The 21,000-nt window shown below is 71.8% G+C and carries 16 protein-coding genes; 13 read left to right on the top strand and 3 right to left on the bottom strand.

What is annotated here, in order from left to right; genetic code table 11:
* Genes gatA through gatB form a run of 3 tightly spaced genes read left to right on the top strand, consistent with a single transcriptional unit; the run spans position 1 to position 3,269 of the window.
* Positions 1-1,500, top strand: a complete 1,500-nt coding sequence (gene gatA / locus ACIPTO_RS30865; RefSeq protein WP_366320759.1) for an Asp-tRNA(Asn)/Glu-tRNA(Gln) amidotransferase subunit GatA — start codon at positions 1-3, stop codon at positions 1,498-1,500.
* Positions 1,497-1,739: a hypothetical protein gene (locus ACIPTO_RS30870; protein WP_019068646.1), complete on the top strand. Its 243-nt coding sequence runs from the start codon at positions 1,497-1,499 to the stop codon at positions 1,737-1,739. Before gatA ends, ACIPTO_RS30870 begins: the two co-directional genes overlap by 4 nt.
* 15 nt (positions 1,740-1,754) lie before the next feature.
* Positions 1,755-3,269: an Asp-tRNA(Asn)/Glu-tRNA(Gln) amidotransferase subunit GatB gene (gatB, locus tag ACIPTO_RS30875; protein ID WP_401197589.1), complete on the top strand. Its 1,515-nt coding sequence runs from the start codon at positions 1,755-1,757 to the stop codon at positions 3,267-3,269.
* A gap of 51 nt (positions 3,270-3,320) precedes the next feature.
* Here the strand turns inward: gatB and ACIPTO_RS30880 are convergent, their stop codons facing one another.
* Positions 3,321-4,103: an SAM-dependent methyltransferase gene (locus ACIPTO_RS30880; protein WP_401197592.1), complete on the bottom strand. Its 783-nt coding sequence runs from the start codon at positions 4,101-4,103 to the stop codon at positions 3,321-3,323.
* A gap of 117 nt (positions 4,104-4,220) precedes the next feature.
* Here ACIPTO_RS30880 and ACIPTO_RS30885 point away from each other — a divergent pair, with 117 nt between their 5' ends.
* The 7 genes from ACIPTO_RS30885 to ACIPTO_RS30915 all read left to right on the top strand — a co-directional run bounded on the left by ACIPTO_RS30885 (position 4,221) and on the right by ACIPTO_RS30915 (position 12,129).
* Positions 4,221-4,514 (top strand): hypothetical protein, encoded by a 294-nt coding sequence (locus ACIPTO_RS30885; protein WP_366320765.1) that lies wholly within the window; start codon positions 4,221-4,223, stop codon positions 4,512-4,514.
* Between the two features lie 217 nt (positions 4,515-4,731).
* Positions 4,732-6,975, top strand: a complete 2,244-nt coding sequence (locus ACIPTO_RS30890; protein ID WP_401197596.1) for an MMPL family transporter — start codon at positions 4,732-4,734, stop codon at positions 6,973-6,975.
* Complete coding sequence (locus ACIPTO_RS30895) at positions 6,953-7,528, top strand: GNAT family N-acetyltransferase (RefSeq protein WP_401197599.1); 576 nt, start codon at positions 6,953-6,955, stop codon at positions 7,526-7,528. Before ACIPTO_RS30890 ends, ACIPTO_RS30895 begins: the two co-directional genes overlap by 23 nt.
* A 35-nt stretch (positions 7,529-7,563) precedes the next feature.
* Complete coding sequence (locus ACIPTO_RS30900) at positions 7,564-8,160, top strand: hypothetical protein (RefSeq protein WP_401197602.1); 597 nt, start codon at positions 7,564-7,566, stop codon at positions 8,158-8,160.
* A gap of 210 nt (positions 8,161-8,370) precedes the next feature.
* Positions 8,371-8,556, top strand: a complete 186-nt coding sequence (locus ACIPTO_RS30905; protein WP_366320773.1) for a hypothetical protein — start codon at positions 8,371-8,373, stop codon at positions 8,554-8,556.
* A gap of 116 nt (positions 8,557-8,672) precedes the next feature.
* Positions 8,673-11,774, top strand: coding sequence for an AAA family ATPase (locus tag ACIPTO_RS30910; protein ID WP_401197604.1), 3,102 nt, complete (start codon positions 8,673-8,675; stop codon positions 11,772-11,774).
* 46 nt (positions 11,775-11,820) lie between these two features.
* A complete protein-coding gene (locus ACIPTO_RS30915) occupies positions 11,821-12,129 on the top strand; it encodes a DUF6191 domain-containing protein (protein WP_401197931.1) in 309 nt (102 codons plus the stop codon).
* Here ACIPTO_RS30915 and ACIPTO_RS30920 read toward each other — a convergent pair.
* Together ACIPTO_RS30920 and ACIPTO_RS30925 are read right to left on the bottom strand one after the other, a co-directional pair.
* A complete protein-coding gene (locus tag ACIPTO_RS30920; RefSeq protein WP_401197933.1) occupies positions 12,086-13,240 on the bottom strand; it encodes a PQQ-dependent sugar dehydrogenase in 1,155 nt (384 codons plus the stop codon). The two genes, ACIPTO_RS30915 and ACIPTO_RS30920, sit on opposite strands and share 44 nt — an antisense overlap.
* 165 nt (positions 13,241-13,405) lie before the next feature.
* Positions 13,406-14,404, bottom strand: coding sequence for an aldo/keto reductase (locus ACIPTO_RS30925; RefSeq protein WP_366320779.1), 999 nt, complete (start codon positions 14,402-14,404; stop codon positions 13,406-13,408).
* A 76-nt stretch (positions 14,405-14,480) separates the two neighbouring features.
* On the opposite strand from ACIPTO_RS30925, the gene ACIPTO_RS30930 reads away from it, so the two are divergent.
* The 3 genes from ACIPTO_RS30930 (at position 14,481) to ACIPTO_RS30940 (ending at position 20,989) form a co-directional block, all read left to right on the top strand.
* A complete protein-coding gene (locus ACIPTO_RS30930) occupies positions 14,481-15,440 on the top strand; it encodes a 2-hydroxyacid dehydrogenase (RefSeq protein WP_401197607.1) in 960 nt (319 codons plus the stop codon).
* Between the two features lie 464 nt (positions 15,441-15,904).
* Positions 15,905-18,898, top strand: coding sequence for an EAL domain-containing protein (locus ACIPTO_RS30935; RefSeq protein WP_366320783.1), 2,994 nt, complete (start codon positions 15,905-15,907; stop codon positions 18,896-18,898).
* A 243-nt stretch (positions 18,899-19,141) separates the two neighbouring features.
* A complete protein-coding gene (locus tag ACIPTO_RS30940) occupies positions 19,142-20,989 on the top strand; it encodes an acetolactate synthase large subunit (protein ID WP_366320785.1) in 1,848 nt (615 codons plus the stop codon).
* The last annotated feature ends 11 nt before the right edge of the window (positions 20,990-21,000 follow it).

The raw sequence follows: 21,000 nt of genomic DNA on the forward strand, positions 1-21,000 counted from the left end.
ATGACGGACAGCAACATCATCAAGCTCACCGCCGCCGAGATCGCCGGGAGGATCGCCGCGGGCGAACTGACCGCGGTCGAGGTCACCGAGGCCCACCTGGCCCGGATCGAGGCCGTCGACGAGAAGGTGCACGCCTTCCTGCACGTCGACCGCGAGGGCGCCCTCGCGCAGGCCCGCGCCGTCGACGAGAAGCGGGCCAGGGGCGAGCAGCTCGGCCCGCTGGCCGGCGTCCCGCTCGCGCTCAAGGACATCTTCACCACCGAGGGCATCCCGACCACGGTCGGCTCCAAGATCCTCGAAGGCTGGATCCCGCCCTACGACGCGACGCTCACGAAGCGGCTCAAGGCCGCCGACGTCGTCATCCTCGGCAAGACCAACATGGACGAGTTCGCCATGGGGTCGTCGACGGAGAACAGCGCGTACGGCCCGACCGGCAACCCCTGGGACCTCACCCGGATCCCCGGCGGCTCCGGCGGCGGTTCCTCCGCCGCGCTCGCCTCGTACCAGTCGCCGCTGGCGATCGGCACCGACACCGGCGGCTCGATCCGCCAGCCGGCCGCCGTCACCGGCACGGTCGGCGTCAAGCCGACGTACGGCGCGGTCTCCCGCTACGGCATGGTCGCCTTCTCCTCCTCCCTCGACCAGGGCGGGCCCTGCGCCCGTACGGTCCTGGACGCGGCGCTGCTGCACGAGGTCATCGCCGGACACGACCCGCTCGACTCGACGTCCATCGACGCCCCGGTCCCGCCGGTCGTCGAGGCCGCCCGCAACGGCAGTGTGCGCGGCATGCGCGTCGGCGTCGTCAAGCAGTTCCGCGGCGAGGGCTACCAGGCCGGTGTCGTCCAGCGCTTCGACGAGGCCGTCGAGGTCCTGAAGGAACTGGGCGCGGAGATCGTCGAGCTGGACTGCCCGTCCTTCGACCTCGCCCTGTCGGCGTACTACCTGATCGCGCCCTCCGAGTGCTCCTCCAACCTCGCCCGCTTCGACGGCCTGCGCTACGGCCTGCGTACCGGCGACGACGGGACCCACTCGGCCGAGGAGGTCACCTCGCTCACCCGCGAGGAGGGCTTCGGCCCCGAGGTCAAGCGCCGCATCATGCTCGGCACGTACGCGCTCAGCTCCGGCTACTACGACGCGTACTACGGCAGCGCCCAGAAGGTCCGTACGCTCATCACCCGCGACTTCGAGAAGTCGTTCGAGAGCGTCGACGTGATCGTCTCGCCGACCACGCCGACCACCGCCTTCCCGATCGGCGAGCGCGCCGACGACCCGATGGCGATGTACCTCGCGGACCTGTGCACCATCCCGACCAACCTGGCGGGCAACTCGGCCATGTCGCTGCCCTGCGGTCTCGCGCCGGAGGACGGCCTCCCGGTCGGGCTGCAGATCATCGCCCCGGCGCTGAAGGACGACCGGCTCTACAAGGTCGGCGCTGCTGTCGAGGCCGCCTTCGTGGAAAAGTGGGGCCACCCGCTGCTTGAGGAGGCACCGTCGCTGTGAGCAACGCACTGTCGAAGGCCAAGGGCTTCAAGAAGTCCAAGTCCGGCACCTATGTGTCCATCGCCACCACCGCGTTCGGCGCGCTGGGCGTCGCCAAGCAGATCAAGAAGGCGCGCACCGAGCACGACACGCTCCGTCTGATCGATGCCACGGTCTCCGCCGTCGCGATCGTCACCGGCCTCGCCATCCTGTACCGCGAGCTGAAGCGGCTGGGCGACGACGACGTCCTGCTGGGCTGAGAGGGAAAGTTCACCGTGACCACCACGACCGACCTGGAGTCGTACGAGGACGCCCTGGCGTCGTACGACCCCGTCATGGGCCTTGAGGTCCATGTCGAACTCGGCACCAAGACCAAGATGTTCTGCGGCTGTTCGACCGAGCTGGGCGCCGAGCCCAACTCGCAGACCTGCCCGACCTGCCTCGGCATGCCCGGCGCGCTCCCGGTCGTCAACGCGATCGGCGTCGAGTCCGCGATCAAGATCGGCCTCGCGCTGAACTGCGAGATCGCCGAGTGGTGCCGCTTCGCCCGGAAGAACTACTTCTATCCGGACATGCCGAAGAACTTCCAGACCTCCCAGTACGACGAGCCGATCGCCTTCGACGGCTACCTCGACGTACAACTGGAGGACGGCGAGACCTTCCGGGTGCAGATCGAGCGCGCCCACATGGAGGAGGACACCGGCAAGTCGCTGCACGTCGGCGGCGCGACGGGCCGTATCCACGGCGCCTCGCACTCGCTGCTGGACTACAACCGCGCCGGCATCCCCCTCATCGAGATCGTCACCAAGCCGATCGAGGGCGCCGGTGAGCGCGCTCCCGAGGTCGCCAAGGCGTACGTCGCCGAGCTGCGCGAGCTGATCCGGGCGCTCGGTGTCTCCGAGGCCCGCATGGAGCAGGGCCAGATGCGCTGCGACGTGAACCTGTCGCTGCGCCCGCACGGCCGCGAGAAGTTCGGCACCCGCAGCGAGACGAAGAACGTCAACTCGCTGCGTTCCGTGGAGCGCGCCGCCCGGTACGAGATCCAGCGCCACGCCGCGGTGCTGAACTCCGGCGGCACGATCATCCAGGAGACCCGCCACTTCCACGAGGACACCGGGTCGACGACCTCGGGCCGCGTGAAGGAGGAGGCGGAGGACTACCGGTACTTCCCGGAGCCGGACCTGGTGCCGGTCGCCCCCTCGCGTGAGTGGGTCGAGGAGATCCGGGCCGGGCTGCCCGAGCAGCCGCTCGCCCGCCGCAACCGGCTGAGCGAGGAGTGGGGGATCACCGCGTTCGACATGCAGTCGATCCTCAACGCCGGTGCCATCGACCCGATCGTCGCCACGATCGACGCCGGTGCCGACGCGGCCTCCGCCCGCAAGTGGTGGATGGGTGAACTCGCCCGCAGCGCCAACGAGTCCGGCAAGGCGCTCGACGAGCTGCCCATCACGCCGGAGCAGGTCGCCCGGGTCACCGCCCTGGTCACCGCGGGCGACCTGAACGACAAGCTGGCCCGCCAGGTCATCGAGGGCGTCCTCGCCGGTGAGGGCACCCCGGACGAGGTCGTCGAGAAGCGCGGCCTGAAGGTCGTCTCGGACGACGGCGCCCTCACCACCGCCGTCCAGGAGGCCATCGCCGGCAACCCGGGCGTCGCGGACAAGATCCGCGGCGGCAAGGTGGCGGCGGTCGGCGCCCTGGTCGGCGCGGTCATGAAGGCCACCCGCGGCCAGGCCGACGCGGCCCGCGTCAAGGAGCTCATCCTGGAACAACTGGGCGCCGGCGAAGGCTGATCCAGTACGCCGTGCACGGCCCCGGAGACCTGGTCTCCGGGGCCGTTCCCGTCATGTGCGGCGGCCCACGACCCGGGTGAAGCCGAGGAGGCGCCCCCGGTCGGCCTTCACCAGGTCCACCGACTCACGGGCCATGTCCGCCATCCACGCGTAGGGACTCTCCTCGGCGCACACTTCGCTCCACAGCAGCCAGTCCTTCCAGCCGTCGGGCTGCCAGTCGGCGGTCTCGACCTCCACGGTGCCGCCGCGCGTCCAGTGGCGGCGCCACCAGCCGGGGGAGTGGAACGCCCAGAAGCCGGGGTCCCAGTAGGGCTTGAGGTGCTCCGGGGGCTCGTCGCCCGCCAGTTCCTCCCGGACGGCGGGCATGACGACCCCGATCCGGCCGCCGGGCTTCAACAGCCGTGTCACGGTGGGCAGATAGAGGTCGGCGGTGCCGAAGTACTGGTAGGCGTCGATCGACACGATCGCGTCGAACGTGCCCTCGGCGAAGGGGATGTCGTGCGCCTCCACCCGGAGGGGGAGCACGCGGTCGGCCACGCCCGCCTCCGCGAGGCGTACGGCGTTGTCGTCGGGCTTGACCCACAGGTCGGCGGCGGTGACCTGGAGGCCGTACTCCCTGGCGAGGAAGACCGAGGTCATGGCGCGTCCGCAGCCCAGGTCCAGGACGCGGGCGCCCGGGGGCAGGGTGTCCAGGCCGAGGGCCGGTGCCAGCCATTCCAGGAGCCACAGGGCGTGCGGGCCCATCTGGTTCTCGATGGTCCAGCGGGCGTCGTAGGTGCTGCTGCGCGGGTAGTCGGGGTGGGTCAGGCGGGTGGTGAGGTCGGTGTCGGCCATCGGTGAACGGGGTCCTCCGCTTCTGCGTAGGTTGCTGTGAGGAAGCAACGCGATTGTGGAGGGCGTCGGTTGGCCGCGCACCAGGTTTCTCAGGCGGAGGCGCTACCCTCGCCCGCCATGGACGGAGGCGGGGATTCTGGGACACCGGACGCCGGGGACCCGGCGCTGGACGCGCGCCGGGCCCGGTGGACGGCCGCGCTGACCGGCGCCGTGCTGGCCCTCGCGGGGGTGGCCGCGGCGGCGCTGCGGGCGCGCGGGTCCGCGCCGGTGCTCGTCCCGGCCGCCTACGCGCTCGGCGCCGCGGTGTGCGCGCTCGCGGCCGTGCTCGGGTCCAGGGGCCGTACCAGGCGGGCGCTCTGGCTGCTGGTCGTCGGGGCGATGGTGATGGCCCTGGGGGACCAGTTCGACTGAGTTGACGCTCGACGGGCCTTCGCGACTACAGAGGTGCCGTTACTGTCCTGTGATCTGGCTCCCACTCCCGAGATTCGGCGCACGAACGCCGTAAACGATCATTTTCTGCTGCAAGAGTGGGCCTCGTACTGCTCATGCGTTCTTTGCGGGCTGTTCATCCCTTGAACGACGATTCCCGGTCAAAGATCCACCATTCACCCTCCCCGGGAGCACGTTCGTGGCAGCCCTTGCACGCTGGTGTGTTCGGCACCGCCTCGCCGCCGTCCTGCTGTGGCTCGCCGCGTTCGGCGGGGTCACCGCGGCCGCCGCCGTCGCCGGCTCGGCGTACTCGAACGACTACGAAGCCCCCGGCACCGAGTCGGGCCGCGCCACCCAGCTGCTCAAGGAGGGCTTTCCGGGACTCGGCGGCGACAGCGACACCGTCGTCTGGCGCACCGCACCCGGCGCCGTCCGCTCCGCCGACGTCGAACAGACCATGACCGAGGCCCTGGACAGGATCGCGCAGCTGCCCGGGGTCGCCTCCGTGGTCAGCCCGTACGACGGCCAGGGCACGGGCCGGATCAGCGCCGACGGACGCACCGCGTACGCGACCGTCACCTTCGCGCACCAGGCCGAGGACATCGACGAGGCGGAGGCGCGGGCGGTCGTCGGCGCGGCCAAGTCCGCCCAGACCGACGGGCTCCAGGTCGAACTGGGCGGCAGCGCCATCGCGCTCACCGAGTCGTCGAGCGGGCACACCGCCGAGATCGTCGGGGTCGCGGTCGCCGCCCTCGTGCTGTTCCTCGCCTTCGGCTCGCTCGCCGCGTCCCTCCTGCCCATCGGCACCGCCCTGGTCGGGGTCGGCACCGCGTACGGGGCGATCGTCCTCCTCGGGCACACGATGACCGTCGCCGACTTCGCGCCCATGCTCGGCATGCTGATCGGGCTCGGCGTCGGCATCGACTACGCCCTGTTCATCGTGACCCGGCACCGGCGCGGACTGAAACGCGGGCTGCCCGTCACCGAGGCGGTCACCAACGCGGTCGTCACCACCGGGCGCGCGGTCGTCTTCGCGGGCGCCACCGTGTGCATCGCCCTCCTGGGGATGCTGATCCTGCGGCTCGGCTTCCTCAACGGGGTCGCCATCGCCGCCTCGCTCACCGTGGTGCTCACCGTCGCCGCGTCCGTGACACTCCTGCCCGCCCTGCTGTCCCTCATCGGCCCCCGCGCCCTCAGCCGCCGCGAACGGCGCCGGCTGGCCGAGCACGGGCCCCAGCCGGAGCTGCCCACCGGCCTCGCCGCCCGCTGGTCCGCGTTCGTCGAGCGCCGGCCCAAACTCCTCGGCACCCTCGCCCTGATCGTCATGACCGTCCTCGCCCTGCCCACCCTCTCGCTCCACCTGGGCACCTCCGACCAGGGCAACGACCCCAGGTCCTCGACCACCCGGCACGCCTACGACCTCCTCGCGGACGGCTTCGGCCCCGGCGTCAACGGCCCGCTCACCCTCGTCACCAAGATCGGCGGCGCCGAGGACAGACTCACCCTCGACAACCTCGACGCCACCCTCCGCACCACCGAGGGCATCGCCTCCGTGACCCCGGTGACCTACGACAGCGGCGGCTCCACCGGGTACTTCAGCGTCGTACCGGACTCCGCACCGCAGTCCCGGCGGACCAGCGACCTCGTCGACCGGCTGCGCACCGAGGTCCTGCCCCGGGCCGAGACCGGCACCTCGCTCGACATCCACGTGGGCGGCGTGACGGCGAGCTACGACGACTTCGCCGACGTGATCGTCGGCAAGCTCCCGCTGTTCGTCGGGGTCGTCATCTCGCTCGGCTGCGTGCTGCTCCTGCTCGCCTTCCGGTCGATCGGCATCCCGCTCAAGGCCGCCGCGATGAACATCGCCGCCGTGGCCGCCGCCTTCGGGGTCGTCGTCGCGATCTTCCAGTGGGGCTGGGGGAGCGAACTCCTCGGCCTGGGACGCGCCGGGCCCATAGAACCCTTCCTCCCCGTGATCATGGTGTCGGTCCTCTTCGGGCTCTCCATGGACTACCAGGTCTTCCTGGTCAGCCGGATGTACGAGGAATGGCTGGAAACCGGCGACAACCGCCGTGCCGTCCGCGTCGGCCTCGCCGAGACCAGCCGGGTGATCAACTCGGCCGCCGTCATCATGATCTCGGTCTTCCTCGCCTTCGTGCTCAGCGGCGACCGCGTCATCGCCATGTTCGGCATCGCCCTCGCGTCCGCCGTCGCCCTGGACGCCTTCGTGCTGCGCACCCTCCTGGTGCCCGCCCTGATGCACCTCCTGGGCGGCGCCAACTGGTGGCTGCCCCGCCGCCTCGACCGCGTCCTGCCCCGCATCAGCATCGAGCCTCCCGAGTGCCGCGCCGCCCATGAGAGGCTGGCCGCCGCGACGGACGCCGAGGTGGCGGACGTCCTGGCGAAGGAGCGGGAGCAGGATGTACGCGATACCCCTGGGTGACGACGGGGCCGAACTGCGCCCCCTGGAGCCGTGGCACGCAGAGGAGTTCCTCGCGCACCTGGACCGGGGCCGGGAGTTCATCGGGCAGTTCATCACCTTCGGTTCCAAGGCGACCGACACCGACTCCGCACGGGCCATGCTCCAGCGCTACGCCGACCTCCGCGCCGCCGACGAGGCCTCCCTGCACGGCATCTGGCTCGACGGCACGCTCGTCGGCGGCGTCCTCTTCCTGAACTTCCACGCCGACCGGGGCAACTGCGAGGTCGGCTGCTGGCTGGAACCCGCCGGCACCGGACGCGGACTGGTCACCCGCGCGATGCGCGTCCTCATCGACTTCGCGATCGAGCGGCGCGGAATCCACCGCGTCGAATGGCACGCCGCCGCGGGGAATGAGAAGAGCCTGAATGTCGCCCGCCGCATGAGCATGACCAGGGACGCGGTCCTGCGCGAATCACACGCCCACGGAGGCGTGCGCCACGACATCGAGGTGTGGTCCGTGCTCGCACCCGAGTGGCGCGCGGCACGCGCGCGTGTCCCGCACAGCGATCATTAAGGAACTTCTCAGACTTCACCCCTACCGTGCGCAGCATGGGTACCAAGACTGCTGACGAGGCCGCGAACGAGGCCACCGAGGTGAAGAGCGACGCGGAGACCGTCGACGTCACCAAGACCGACGAGGAAGCGACCGCACAGGAGGCGGACCACCAGGCGGAGACCGCCGAGACCGAGGACGACCTCACCGAGGAGGAGTACGCGGCCGAGCTCGCGAAGCTCCACCAGGAGGAGGGCCCCACCGGCGTCGGCCAGGGCGCCGCGGCGGTCGTCTCCGCCGCGCTCGGCTTCATCTCCCTCTCCGGCGGCTGGATCGGCGGCGTCGCCGCCGCCCGCGAGACCCTCGTGGGCCAGCTCCACACCGCCTCCACCGCGAGCGTGAGCACCCAGATCAAGGAGGTCTACGGCGACGCCTGGCACACCACCGCGCTGTGGGCCGGCATCTTCGCCCTGGTCGCCGCGCTCGTCGGCGTCGGGGCCCTCATCCGGCCCGCGTTCGGCACCCCGGGCAAGCCGCAGGCCACCTGGATCAAGTCGGTCGCGTGGGCGGGCGTCGCCCTCGGTGTCGTAGGACTGCTGCTGGCCGTCCTCAAGTACACCGACGTCCTGCTCGGCCTGCCGTCGGCCAGCTGACGGCCGGTCCGGCGTCACCGCACGTCATCAGGGGCCTCAGGCCCTTCGTAAGCACCTTACGGAGGACCTGAGGCCCCTTACGCGCGTCTAAGGCCCGCCCGCCGCCGCAAGATGCGGAACTCTCCCGATGTGGCGGACCCCCCTGGGAGACGAAGGTTGAGGCATCGCGGAAAGCGAAGCCGGAAAACCGCCTCTTCCAAGGGACTTGAGATGTACGAGTACGAACTCCACCGAATCCGTTCCGCCGAGATGCGCCGCGAGGCCGCGAACGAGCGGCTGGCCCGCGAGGCCGTGCGCGGCGCCCGCGCCGCCCGCCGCGAGCAGGCCCGGCAGGCCACCGAGGGCGAGGTGCATACCGAACGCCCCCGCAGGCACCTGTTCGCCCGCGCGTGGTGAACGCTCCGGCACGGGAGGGCGGCGGCGCTCTCCTGTCGGCGGTCGCCCTCCGGCCGGGACCCCCTCCGCCGGGCGCCCGCCCGAAAACCGGTGCCGCGTTGTCAGAGCCGCGTGACATGCTCGGAGCCGTGGAGACCAGGTCCGTCAGTCCGGTCTTCGTCGGCCGGGCCGACGAACTGGACACGCTGAACGATGCGCTCGCCCGTGCCGCCGCGGGCGAGCCGCAGGCGTTGCTGCTGAGCGGCGAGGCCGGCGTCGGCAAGACCCGCCTCGTCGAGGAGTTCGCCACCGCCGCCTGCCGGCAGGGCGCCGTCATCGCCCTCGGCGGCTGCGTCGAGATCGGCGCCGACGGACTGCCCTTCGCCCCGTTCTCCACCGCCCTGCGCGCCCTGCGCCGCGCACTGCCCGACGAACTGACGGCGGCGGCATCCGGCCAGGAGGAGGAACTCGCCCGGCTGCTCCCCGAGTTGGCGGAGACGCCCACCCTGCAGCGGACCCGCGGGCACGACGAGGAGGGCATGGCCCGCCTCTTCGAACTCACCGCGCGCCTCCTGGAGCGCGTCGCCGCCGACCGCACGGTCGTCGTCGCCCTGGAGGACCTGCACTGGTCCGACGCCTCCACCCGCCACCTCCTCGCCTACCTCTTCCGCACCCTGCGCACCGGCCGCCTCCTCGTCCTCGCCACCTACCGCGCCGACGATATCCACCGCCGCCACCCGCTGCGCCCCCTGCTCGCCGAACTCGACCGGCTCCGCACCGTCCGCCGGATCGAGCTGAGCCGCTTCAACCGGCACGAGGTCGGCCGCCAGATCGCCGGCATCCGCGCCGCCGAACCGGACCCCGCCCAGGTCGACGAGATCTTCGAACGCTCCGACGGCAACGCCTTCTTCGTCGAGGAACTCGCCGTCGCCGCCCACGACGGCTGCCGCTCCAGCCTCACCGACTCCCTGCGCGACCTGCTCCTCGTCCGCGTCGAGTCACTGCCCGAGAGCGCCCAGCGGGTCGCCCGGATCGTCGCCGAGGGCGGCTCCACCGTCGAGTACCGCCTGCTCGCCGCCGTCGCCCGGCTCGCCGAGGACGACCTCATCGAAGCGCTGCGGGCCGCCGTGGGCGCCAACATCCTCCAGGCCGCCCCCGGCGACGACGGCTACCGCTTCCGCCACTCCCTGGTCCGCGAGGCCGTCGGCGACGACCTGCTGCCCGGCGAGCGCTCCCGCATCAACCGCCGCTACGCCGAGGTGCTGGAGGCCGACCCGACGCTCGTTCCTGCCGACCAGCGCGTCATGCGCCTGGCGAGCTACTGGTACCACGCCCATGACGCCGCCAAGGCCCTCCCCGCCGTCCTGGACGCCTCCGTCGCCGCCCGCGGCCGGCACGCCCACTCCGAGCAACTACGGCTCCTGGAGCGGGCGATGGAGCTGTGGGACACCGTCCCCGACGCCGTACGCGCGGGCCTGCGCCCCGTCGACTACACCGAGGTCTACCCTCCCCCACTGTCCAAAAGACGTGGGGGGACCCCCAGCGGCTGCGACCCCGAGACCACGCCGCTGCGCTACCTCGACCTGATGGCGGAGGCCGCCGTCGCCGGACGGCTGAGCGGGGAGCGCGAGCGCGCCCTGAAGATCACCAAGCGGGCCCTGCACCTCCTGGAGGACGAGGAGGACCCGCTGCGGGCCGCCTGGTTCTGGGTGCAGCGCTCCGTCCTGGTCCGCTCCCAGGCCCGCGGCGACGGCTGGCCGGAACTCGCCGCCGCCCAGGAACTCGTCCGCGGACTCCCGCCCTCCGAAGTGCACGCCGAGGTGCTCGCCAAGGTCGCCGGCTGGTCCATGGTCCACGTCCCCGGTCCCGACGCCTACGTGGCCGCCGAGCGCGCGGTCGAGTACGCGCACATGGTCGGCGCCCGCGAGATCGAGATGGACGCCCGCCTCACCCTGGCCGGCCTCATGGTCGCCTCCGGTGACGTCGAGGCGGGCCTCGCCGAACTCGTCGACGTCAACGAACGGACGGTCGCCGAAGGCATCACCATCGTCGCGGGCCGCAGCTATGTGAACCTCCCGTCCTCCCTGGAGACCGTCGGCCGCTCCCGCGAGGCCGTGCCCATCCTGGAGACCGGGCTCGCCTTCGCCCGGAAGTTCGGCCAGTTCGACAAAGAGGCCTGGATCTGGGGGAACCTCGCCGAATCCCTCTTCACCCTCGGCCGCTGGACCGAGGCCGCCGAGGCCGCCAGCAGGGCCGAGCGGGTGGGCCAGAGCGCCCAGCCCCGCGGCTTCCACGCCCGGATCCACGCCGAACTCGCCCTGGCCCGCGGTGACATACCCGAGGCCCGGCGCCAACTGGCCGCCGCCCGCGCGCACTTCGGCACCCATGACGTGGCACCGCAGCACCACCAGCCCCTGGAGCGGATCGAGATCCAGCTCGCCGCCGCCGAGGGCCGTGTCCTGGACGCCCGCGCCACCCTCGAACGCGTCCTGGACTCCGGCTTCCGCCCCGGCACCCAGTTCGGCGCCTGGCCCCTGCTCGTCACCGCCGCCATCGCGGAGACCCGGACCGTCGGGCTGCCCCTCGCCGACCCCGGCCGCCCCGGGATCATCGAGCGCATCCGGCAGGCCGCCAAGCCGGTCGCCACCAACGTCCCCGTCTGGCAGGCCCACGAACGCTGGCTCCGCGCCGAACTGCGGCACGCCGAGGGCCGCGCCACCCCGGACGACTGGTCCGAGGCCGTCGCCGCCTTCGAACTCCTCGACCGCCCCTACGACCTCGCCCGCGTCCGCCACCGCCTGGCCGAGGCCCTGCTGTCCGACCCGGCCGGAGACGACGACGAGCGGGATCGCGCCACCGAACTGCTCCGGCTCACCGGCGCCGTCGCCCAGCACCTCGGCGCCCGGCCCCTCGCCGACGCCGTCGCCCTGCTCGCCCAGCGGGCCCGGCTGACGCTCACGAAGGCCCCGGCGCGCGGAGCGGTCCCCGCGGACCCGGCCGACCCCGTCGAGGCGCTCGGCCTCACCAGCCGTGAGCGGGACGTGCTGCGGCTGGTCTCCGCCGGCCGCACCAACCGGCAGATCGCGGAGGAGCTCTTCATCTCCCCGAAGACCGCGAGCGTCCACGTCTCGAACATCCTCGGCAAGCTCGGCGTCTCCGGCCGGGGAGAGGCCGCGGCCGTCGCCCACCGCCTGGGCCTCTTCCCGCCGGACCCGCTCACCGTGCGCTCCGCGGGATGAGTCGTACGCTGTAGGGGACCGGCACAGGGGAGGCGCCGTGTTCAACATGTTCGAGGAGTTGTTCTCACCGGGCCGCAAGCACACCCAGGACGAGGCCAACCGCCTGGAGATGACCAGGGTCGACGTCGCCGACGGAGACCCCGGCCGCGGCCCGATAGACCTGGACTCGGGCAGGGTGGTCGTACGGCTGCCCGACTCCGCCGCCGAGCCCGCGGACGATCCCGAGTCGGCCCGGGCGCCGGAGCCCGTGCGGCCGCCCGTGTCCGACCCGCCGCCCGGACCCACCCCACCTCCCTCCACACCACCCGCACCTACGACACCTGAATCTCCAGAATCCGGTCGTCGCCCGGCTTAGGCGTGCCGCGGCCGTCCGTGTTGCTGGTCATGAGCCACAGCTTGTCGCCACCGGCGGAGACCACCGTGCGCAGGCGGCCGTACTCGCCGGTGAGGAAGGCCTGCGGGGCGGCGGAGGTCGTGACGCCGTCCAGGGGGATGCGCCACAGGCGCCGGCCCTTGAGGCCCGCCATCCAGATGGAGCCCTCGGCGTAGGCGATGCCGCTGGGGGAGGCGTCGTCCGTGTGCCACTGGGTGATCGGGTTGTGGTACTTCGGGTCGTCGCCCTTGCCTTCCGCGTTCGGCCAGCCGTAGTCGTCGCCCGGCTTGATGGCGTTCAGCTCGTCCCAGGTGTCCTGGCCGAACTCCGAGGCGAACAGGCGCTGTTCGGGGTCCCAGGCGAGGCCCTGCACATTGCGGTGGCCGTACGTGTACACCGGGGAGTCCGGGAACGGGTTGCCCGGCGCCGGGTCGCCGTCCGGGGTCAGCCGCAGGATCTTGCCGCCGAGGGACTTCTTGTCCTGCGCCAGGCCCCGCTGACCGCTCTCGCCCGTGCCCGCGTAGAGCATGCCGTCCGGGCCGAAGGCGATGCGCCCGCCGTTGTGGATGAAGCCCTTGGGGATGCCCCTGAAGACGGTGTCGGGCGCCCCGAGCTGCTCGCCGGCCGGCTTCTTGGGGTCGTAGAGCATGCGGGCGATGCGGTTGTCCGAGGCGGTGGTGAAGTACGCGTAGATCATGTGGTCGGAGGCGTAGTCCGGGGAGAGCGCGATGCCGAGGAGGCCGCCCTCGCCGGCCGCGGAGACCCCGGACACCGTGCCCAGCTCGGTCTTCTTGCCGGTCGCCTCGGTGATCCGGGTGATCGTGCCGTCGTCGCGTGAGGAGACCAAGAGGCTTCCGTCGGGCAGCGGGGCGAGGCCCCAGGGGGACTTCAGGCCCTCGGTGACCGTGTGCAGCACCTTGACCGTGCCCTTCGCGGGCGGGGTCTGCGCGGTGGCCTGCCGGGAGGGCGCCGATCCCGTCGACGTACCGCTGCCGCCGGAGGACGTGCTCGCGCCGTTGCCCGGAGACCCTCCGCCGTCGGAGGAGCAGCCGGCCGTCAGCAGGAGCGCGGTCACGGCCAGGGCGGCCGACACGACTCGATGGTGCACGATCAGGTCCTTTCCACGGGCGGGTTCTCCTTGTCATACACCGCTCGCCCCGCCCAGGTTCCCGATCACCGCCCACCGACGCACGATCGAGCCGTAGGGCCCGGAGAAGTTCCGCCGGTGGCGCGGTGGCGCTCAGGTCCCCCTGACCCGTCAGTCCCAGGACCCCAGTGCCCCGGGCAGCTCCGCCACCTCCGCGAAGTCCTCCGGCGTCAACCGCACCTCCGTCGCCCCGGAGTTCTCCGTCACCCATCGCTCCCGCTTGGTGCCCGGTACCGCCACCACGTGCGCGCCCTGTGCCAGCACCCACGCCAGGGCGACCTGGGCCGGGGTCACCTCCGGGCCGTGGCGGCGGGCGACGCGGCGCAGGCCGGCCACGATGGGCTGGTTGGCGGCGGTCATCTCGGCGGTGAAGCGGGGGTGACGGGCGCGGACGTCGTCCGGTTCGAAGCCCTCGCCGGGAGTGAGCGTGCCGGTGAGGAAGCCGTTGCCCAGGGGCATCGCGGCCAGGAAGCCGACGCCGCGTGCCGTGCACCACGGGAGCAGTTCGTCCAGGGCCTCCGGGGACCACACGGACAGTTCGGCCTGTACCGCGGTGACCGGGAACACCTGCTGCACGCGCCGGAGTTGGCGGATCGTTCCGTCGTGGAGGCGCGCCCCGGGGCGGCGGGCGGACCGGGCGCCGACGGCGCACATGCCCAACGCCCGTACTTTTCCGGCCCGTACGAGGTCGGCCATCGCGCCCCAGGTCTCCTCGACGGGGACCTCGGGGTCGGCGCGGTGGAGTTGGTAGAGGTCGATCACGTCCGTCTGGAGGCGGCGCAGCGACGCGTCGCACGCGCGTCTGACGTAGCCGGGGCGGCCGTTGGCCACGATGTGCTGTTCGCCCACCAGGAGGCCGACCTTGGTCGAGACGAAGGCGTCCGCGCGACGCTCCTTCAACACCCGCCCCAACAACAGCTCGTTGGTGAACGGGCCGTACATGTCGGCGGTGTCCAGCAGCGTCACGCCCAGGTCGAGCGCCCGGTGCACGGCCCTGACCGACTCGTCACCCCGTCGCCGCGACCCGCTGTACGCCCAGTTCATCGGCATGCAGCCGAGTCCGACGGCCCCCACAGCGAGCGCCCCCGCACCGATCGTCCTGCGCTCCACCTGCTCGTGACCCTCCCTCTTCTGGCACCCCAACCTAACCTCTGCGCGCGCGTGGCCCTGACATAGCCTCCTGACCATGACTGTCGACGTATGGCTGCCCATCCCGCCGGAGTACATCGAAGGGCTCCCGGAGGGCCCCAACTACCTGTTCTGGGACGGGGGTGAGGACGGCGACCAGGAGTTCCCCGGAGATCCCGCCGACTGCGTCCTCTACGTCGTGCCCTACATGAAGCGGCAGCCCGTGAAGACGCGGCCCCTGGAGCGGATGCGGAACCTCCAGGTCGTGCAGACGCTCACCGCGGGGATCGACGACATGACCGCGAGCCTGTCGTCCATCGCCCCGGGTGTGCGGCTGTGCAACGCGCGGGGCGTGCACGAGGCGAGCACCGCCGAACTCGCGCTCGCGCTGACGCTCGCCTCGCTGCGCGGTATCCCCGGGTTCGTGCGGGCGCAGCAACAGGAGCGCTGGCAGGGGGACTTCCACCCCGCCCTCGCCGACCGGTCCGTCCTGATCGTCGGCTACGGGGCGATCGGTTCCGCCATCGAGGACCGGCTCACTCCGTTCGAGCTCGCGCGGGTGGCGCGGGTGGCGCGCTCCGCGCGCGCCACCGCGCGCGGGCCCGTGCATCCGCTCGCCGAACTGCCCGCCCTGCTCCCGGAAGCGGACGTCGTCATCCTGTCGACGCCGCTCGACGAGACCACCCGGCACCTGGTCGACGCCGAGTTCCTGGCCCGCATGAAGGACGGGGCGCTGCTGGTCAACGTGGCCCGCGGCCCGGTCGTGGACACCAAGGCGCTGCTCGCGGAGCTCGAAAGCGGCCGTATCACCGCCGCGTTGGACGTCACCGACCCCGAACCCCTGCCCCAGGGGCACCCGTTGTGGCAGGCGCCGGGGGTGCTGATCAGTCCGCACGTCGGGGGGCCCACGTCCGCGTTCCTGCCGCGGGCGAAGCGTCTGGTTGCCGACCAGTTGGGACGGTTCGTGAACCATGAGCCGCTGCGCAACGTGATCCTTACGACGGGACCGGCGGAGTAGCCACGGCACGGGTGCCATCCGCTTCCGGCACCCTCCGCGACTCTCCGGAAGCGGGGCGTGCACGCATCTCCGCTGGTCGTCACGGAGCGTAGAGGAACTATGTCCCTGAGTGACGAGACTGGTGTATCGTCCCGGCAGGGGCTGCGCCGCGGACCGTTCGGCGCCGGGGACGGACATATCAGACTGTGAGGGGGGCGACGGGCGATGCACGGCCTATGGACGAGCGATCCGACGCGGCGGGGCCGCCGACGGCGACCCTGGCGCACCGCCGCGCACGGCCGCGGCCAGCACGCCGGCCACTGCGGTCATGGCGGCCACGGCGGACATCACGGCAGTCACAGCCACCACAGTCATCACGGCAGCCACAGCCACCACCACCGCAGGCCCAACAGCCGCCGCCGGCACGCTCATCCAGCGCACCGGGGCCCACGGGACGCGGGAGTCGCGCGGACCGGGAGGGACCGGTGAATTCCCCACCGTCTCCGACGACCACCCTCAACGGGGCGCTCCGGGACCGGACTTCGCCGGGAGCGCGGCAGCCGTGCCCGCCGGGATCCGGCGGCGCGCGGAGCCTGGTCCAGCAACTCGTCCTGGCCCTGGTGTGCGCGGGCTACACCGTCGGTTCCGCGCTCGACTGGGGCTCGCACCAAGTCGCCATGATCATGGGCGACTTCGGGCTCAGCGCGGCGGCCGGTACCGCGGCCGTCTCCTGCTTCCTCTACGCGCGAAGCCGCCGTGTCCGCTTTCGACCCGCCTGGCTGCTGTTCTCGCTCTCCTCGACGATGGCCGCGCTGGGCAACGGTGTCTGGGGGTGGTACGAGGTCGTGCTCGACCAGACCGTGCCCCGCTTCAGCTTCGCCGACCTGTTCTTCCTGTGCTTCGCGCCGCCCGCCATCGTCGGCCTCCTGGTGCTCGCCAAGAGGCCCGTCACCAAGGCCGGCTGGGTCTGTCTGGCGCTCGACGCCTGGCTGATCGGGGGCTCGCTGCTCACCCTGTCCTGGAGCCTCGCGCTGGCCCAGGCCGCCAAGTTCGACGGGCCCAGCGTGCCCTCCACCGCGCTGTCGCTGGCGTACCCGCTGCTCGACATCGCGCTCGTCAGCATGGTGCTCGCGCTGCACTTCCGCCGCTCCTCGGTCAACCGCACCGCGGTGAACACCGCGATCGGCGCGCTGGCCCTGACGGTGATGTGCGACGCCCTGTTCACCTCGCCGCTGCTCCACAACAGCTACCACTCGGGCCAGTTGCTCGACGCGGGCTGGTTCGCCGGCTCCCTGCTCCTGGCCTACGCCCCCTGGGCCGCGCCCCGGCACGCCCAGCCCGAGGACGAGCGGCACACGCGCGTGGTGCACGAGCACCGGCCGGGACCGCGGGCCGGCATCCCCCAGGTCCCCGCACCGGTCGCCGGGCAGGACGGCGGCGACCCCGGCCGTTATCCGGCCACCCGGCCCATCGCGAGTTCGCTGGGCGCGCTCACCCCGTATCTCGCCGCCGCCGTCTGCACGCTGGGGATTCTCTACAACGTCCTCAACGGCCGCAGCCCCGACCGCGTGGTGCTCATCACCGCGGGCTGCGTGGTGCTCGCCCTCGTGGTGCGCCAGGGCATCATGCTGCTCGACAACATCACCCTCACCCAGGAACTGGCCCAGCAGGAGAACCACTTCCGCTCCCTGGTGCAGGGGTCGAGCGACGTCATCATGATCGCCGCTCCGAACGGCATCCTCCGCTACGTCTCCCCGGCCGCCGCCGGCGTCTACGGCAAGGACGCGGAGACGCTGGTCGGGACCGAACTGGCCTCGCTGATCCACCCGGAGGACCTCGGCTGCGTGGTGCACGAGGTGCGCCGCTTCCTCACCGCCAGCCCGTTCGACGAACCCACCACCCGCATCGAGTGCCGCTTCCGCTCCGGCGGCGGGGGAGGCTGGCTCAACGTCGAGTCGACGGTCAACCGCCACCACGGCGGCCTGATCTTCAACAGCCGGGACGTGACCGAACGCGTGCGCCTCCAGGCCCAGTTGCAGCACAACGCCGAGCACGACCCGCTCACCGACCTGCCCAACCGCGCGCTGTTCACCCGGCGCGTCCAGCAGGCCCTGTCCGGCCGCCGCTCCACGGACCGCGGCACGGCCGTGCTCTTCATCGACCTCGACGGCTTCAAGGCCGTCAACGACACCATCGGCCACCAGGCCGGTGACGAACTGCTCGTCCAGGCCGCCCAGCGCCTCCAGTCGGCGGTCCGGCACGGCGACACCGCGTCCCGGCTCGGCGGCGACGAGTTCGCGGCCCTGATCGTCGGCGACGGCACCCGGGACCGCACCGCCCGCGAGCGGCACATCATGGAGCTCGCCGACCGCCTGAGAATCACCCTGTCCCAGCCGTACCTCATCGACGGCAACGATGTCCGCGTCGCGGCCTCCATCGGCGTCTCCTTCGCCGAACCGGGCCTGGGCGCGGGGGAGTTGCTGCGCAACGCGGACCTCGCGATGTACCGCGCCAAGGGGGCGGGCAAGGGCCGCGTCGAGCTGTACGCACCGCAGATGCAGCAGGACGTCGTACGGAAGGCGGAGCTGGCCACGCGGCTGCGGGCCGCGCTGCACGACGGCGAGTTCGCGCTGCTGCACCAGCCCGTGGTGTCGCTGGTGGACGGCCGGATCGCGTCGGTGTCCACCCAGGCGCGCTGGCGGTCCTCGCAGGGGGTGCTGTTCACGCCGGCCGAGTTCCTGCGGGTGGCCGAGGACAGCGACAGGACCGCCGAGCTGGGGCGCTGGATGCTGGAGGAGGCGGTGGAACAGGCCGCCGAGCGGACCGCGACCGGCCTCGCCGTGTCCGTGGCGGTGCGGATGAGCGCGCGGCGGCTGCTGGACCGGTCGATGCCGCTGGGTTCGGTCGAGGCGCTGCTGACCCGGCACGGGCTGCCGTCGGGGTCGCTGGTGATCGAGCTGTCCGACACCGATCCGCGGGTCCCCCTGGACGAGCTGGAGCGCCGTCTGACCGCGCTCAGGCGGCTCGGCGTCCGGATCGCCCTCGACGGCTTCGGGAGCGGCTACGCGGCCATCACGACGCTCCGGCGGCTCCCCGTCGACGTACTGAAACTGGACCGCAGTCTGGTCGAGGGCGTCGTCGAGTCCGCCCGGCTGCACAAGATCACCAGTGGGCTGCTGCGGATCGCCTGCGATCTCGGGCTGCAGTCCGTGGCCGACGGGGTCGATCTGCCGGAGCAGGTGGTCGCCCTGCGCGCGATGGGCTGTACGCACGGGCAGGGCATGGCCTTCTCCGGGCCGCTGGACGAGTACCGGCTGCGCCGGGCCCTGTCGCGCGGCCACTACCCGGTGCCGCACGGCGCGGCCGAACCCGCGTTCGCGGGAGGCGTCGCCGGGGTGTACACCGGTGGTGTGCCCGCGGTTTTCGGTGGCGGAACGGCCCTCCGCTCACATAATGAGACTCCCGTCCCACCCACTTGACAGTGGATGCGTGCCGGGGGGAGGGTCATTGCCATGCGCACCCGAATTCTCGTACTTGGAAAGCGCGTCGGCTGAAGCTGGTGACGTCCGGACGGACCCGGAACTCCCAGCGACCGCACCCGGCGCGCTCCCCTCGCTTGCCTCACGGCACGAGGGGTTTTTTGTTGCACAGGCACCAGTCGTGCAGCAGTAGAACCCCGCACAAACCTCGCAAAAACCCTCAGCATCGAGAAGAGAATGACGATGACCGAGCAGGCCACCGGGGCCCATCCGCAGCCGCGGCCCCGATCCGGAGGACAGCAGTCCGCACCCGAGCACGTCACGGGCGCGCAGTCCCTCATCCGCTCTCTTGAGGAAGTCGGGGCCGACACGGTATTCGGCATCCCCGGGGGCACCATCCTGCCGGCGTACGACCCGCTGATGGACTCCACGCGAGTGCGCCACGTGCTGGTCCGCCACGAGCAGGGCGCCGGCCACGCGGCCACCGGTTACGCGCAGGCCACCGGCAAGGTCGGGGTGTGCATGGCGACATCCGGGCCGGGCGCCACCAACCTGGTCACCCCCATCGCGGACGCGAACATGGACTCCGTGCCGCTGGTCGCGATCACCGGGCAGGTCGTGTCCGCCGCGATCGGCACGGACGCCTTCCAGGAGGCGGACATCGTCGGCATCACCATGCCGATCACCAAGCACAGCTTCCTGGTCACCAAGGCGGAGGACATCCCCCGGGCCATCGCCCAGGCCTTCCACATCGCCTCCACCGGCCGCCCGGGCCCGGTGCTGGTCGACATCCCCAAGGACATCCTCCAGGCCAGGACCACCTTCTCCTGGCCGCCGGTCATGGACCTGCCCGGCTACCGCCCGGTGACCAAGCCGCACGCCAAGCAGATCCGCGAGGCCGCCAAGCTGATCACCTCCGCGAAGCGGCCCGTCCTCTACGTCGGCGGCGGCGTCCTCAAGGCACAGGCCACCGCCGAGCTGAAGGTCCTCGCCGAACTCACCGGAGCGCCCGTCACCACCACCCTGATGGCGCTCGGCGCATTCCCCGACAGCCACGAGCTGCACGTGGGAATGCCGGGCATGCACGGTGCGGTCACCGCCGTCACCGCGCTGCAGAAGGCCGACCTGATCGTCGCCCTCGGAGCCCGCTTCGACGACCGCGTCACCGGCAAGCTGGACAGCTTCGCGCCCTTCGCGAAGATCGTCCACGCCGACATCGACCCGGCCGAGATCGGCAAGAACCGCGCCGCCGACGTGCCGATCGTCGGGGACGCCCGCGAGGTCATCGCCGACCTCGTCCAGGCCGTCCAGAAGGAACACAGCGAGGGGCACACCGGCGACTACAGCGCCTGGTGGAACGACCTCAACCGCTGGCGCGAGACCTACCCGCTCGGCTACGAGCAGCCCGACAACGGCTCGCTCTCCCCGCAGCAGGTCATCGAGCGCATCGGCCAACTCGCCCCGGAGGGAACGATCTTCGCCGCGGGCGTCGGCCAGCACCAGATGTGGGCCGCGCACTACATCCAGTACGAGAAGCCCTCGACCTGGCTCAACTCCGGCGGCGCCGGGACCATGGGCTACGCGGTCCCGGCCGCGATGGGCGCCAAGGCCGGCGCCCCGGACCGGACGGTCTGGGCGGTCGACGGCGACGGCTGCTTCCAGATGACCAACCAGGAACTCACCACCTGCGCCCTGAACAACATCCCGATCAAGGTCGCCATCATCAACAACGGCGCCCTCGGCATGGTCCGCCAGTGGCAGACCCTGTTCTACAACCAGCGCTACTCCAACACCGTGCTGCACAGCGGCCCGGAGGCGGACGGCAAGCAGCCGAGCGCCGGCACGCGCATCCCCGACTTCGTCAAGTTGGCGGAGGCGATGGGGTGTTACGCGATCCGCTGCGAGTCCCCGGACGAGCTGGACAAGGTCATCGAGGAGGCGAACTCCATCAACGACCGCCCCGTCGTGGTCGACTTCATCGTCCACGAGGACGCCATGGTGTGGCCGATGGTCGCCGCCGGCACCTCGAACGACGAGGTCATGTTCGCCCGTGACGTCCGCCCCGACTTCGGCGACAACGAAGACGACTAAGCGAGAGAGAC

Origin of the sequence: Streptomyces sp. NPDC090083 (assembly GCF_044747445.1) — a bacterium.
Taxonomy (GTDB): domain Bacteria; phylum Actinomycetota; class Actinomycetes; order Streptomycetales; family Streptomycetaceae; genus Streptomyces.

Bases quoted from the DNA above. Each gene is read 5' to 3' on its own strand.
- ACIPTO_RS30895 (WP_401197599.1), top strand. From the start codon at position 6,953: ATGTACGCGATACCCCTGGGTGACGACGGGGCCGAACTGCGCCCCCTG.
- ACIPTO_RS30910 (WP_401197604.1), top strand. From the start codon at position 8,673: ATGCTCGGAGCCGTGGAGACCAGGTCCGTCAGTCCGGTCTTCGTCGGC.
- ACIPTO_RS30915 (WP_401197931.1), top strand. From the start codon at position 11,821: ATGTTCGAGGAGTTGTTCTCACCGGGCCGCAAGCACACCCAGGACGAG.
- ACIPTO_RS30930 (WP_401197607.1), top strand. From the start codon at position 14,481: ATGACTGTCGACGTATGGCTGCCCATCCCGCCGGAGTACATCGAAGGG.
- ACIPTO_RS30885 (WP_366320765.1), top strand. From the start codon at position 4,221: ATGGACGGAGGCGGGGATTCTGGGACACCGGACGCCGGGGACCCGGCG.
- ACIPTO_RS30905 (WP_366320773.1), top strand. From the start codon at position 8,371: ATGTACGAGTACGAACTCCACCGAATCCGTTCCGCCGAGATGCGCCGC.
- ACIPTO_RS30900 (WP_401197602.1), top strand. From the start codon at position 7,564: ATGGGTACCAAGACTGCTGACGAGGCCGCGAACGAGGCCACCGAGGTG.
- ACIPTO_RS30940 (WP_366320785.1), top strand. From the start codon at position 19,142: ATGACCGAGCAGGCCACCGGGGCCCATCCGCAGCCGCGGCCCCGATCC.
- ACIPTO_RS30880 (WP_401197592.1), bottom strand. From the start codon at position 4,103: ATGGCCGACACCGACCTCACCACCCGCCTGACCCACCCCGACTACCCG.
- gatA (WP_366320759.1), top strand. From the start codon at position 1: ATGACGGACAGCAACATCATCAAGCTCACCGCCGCCGAGATCGCCGGG.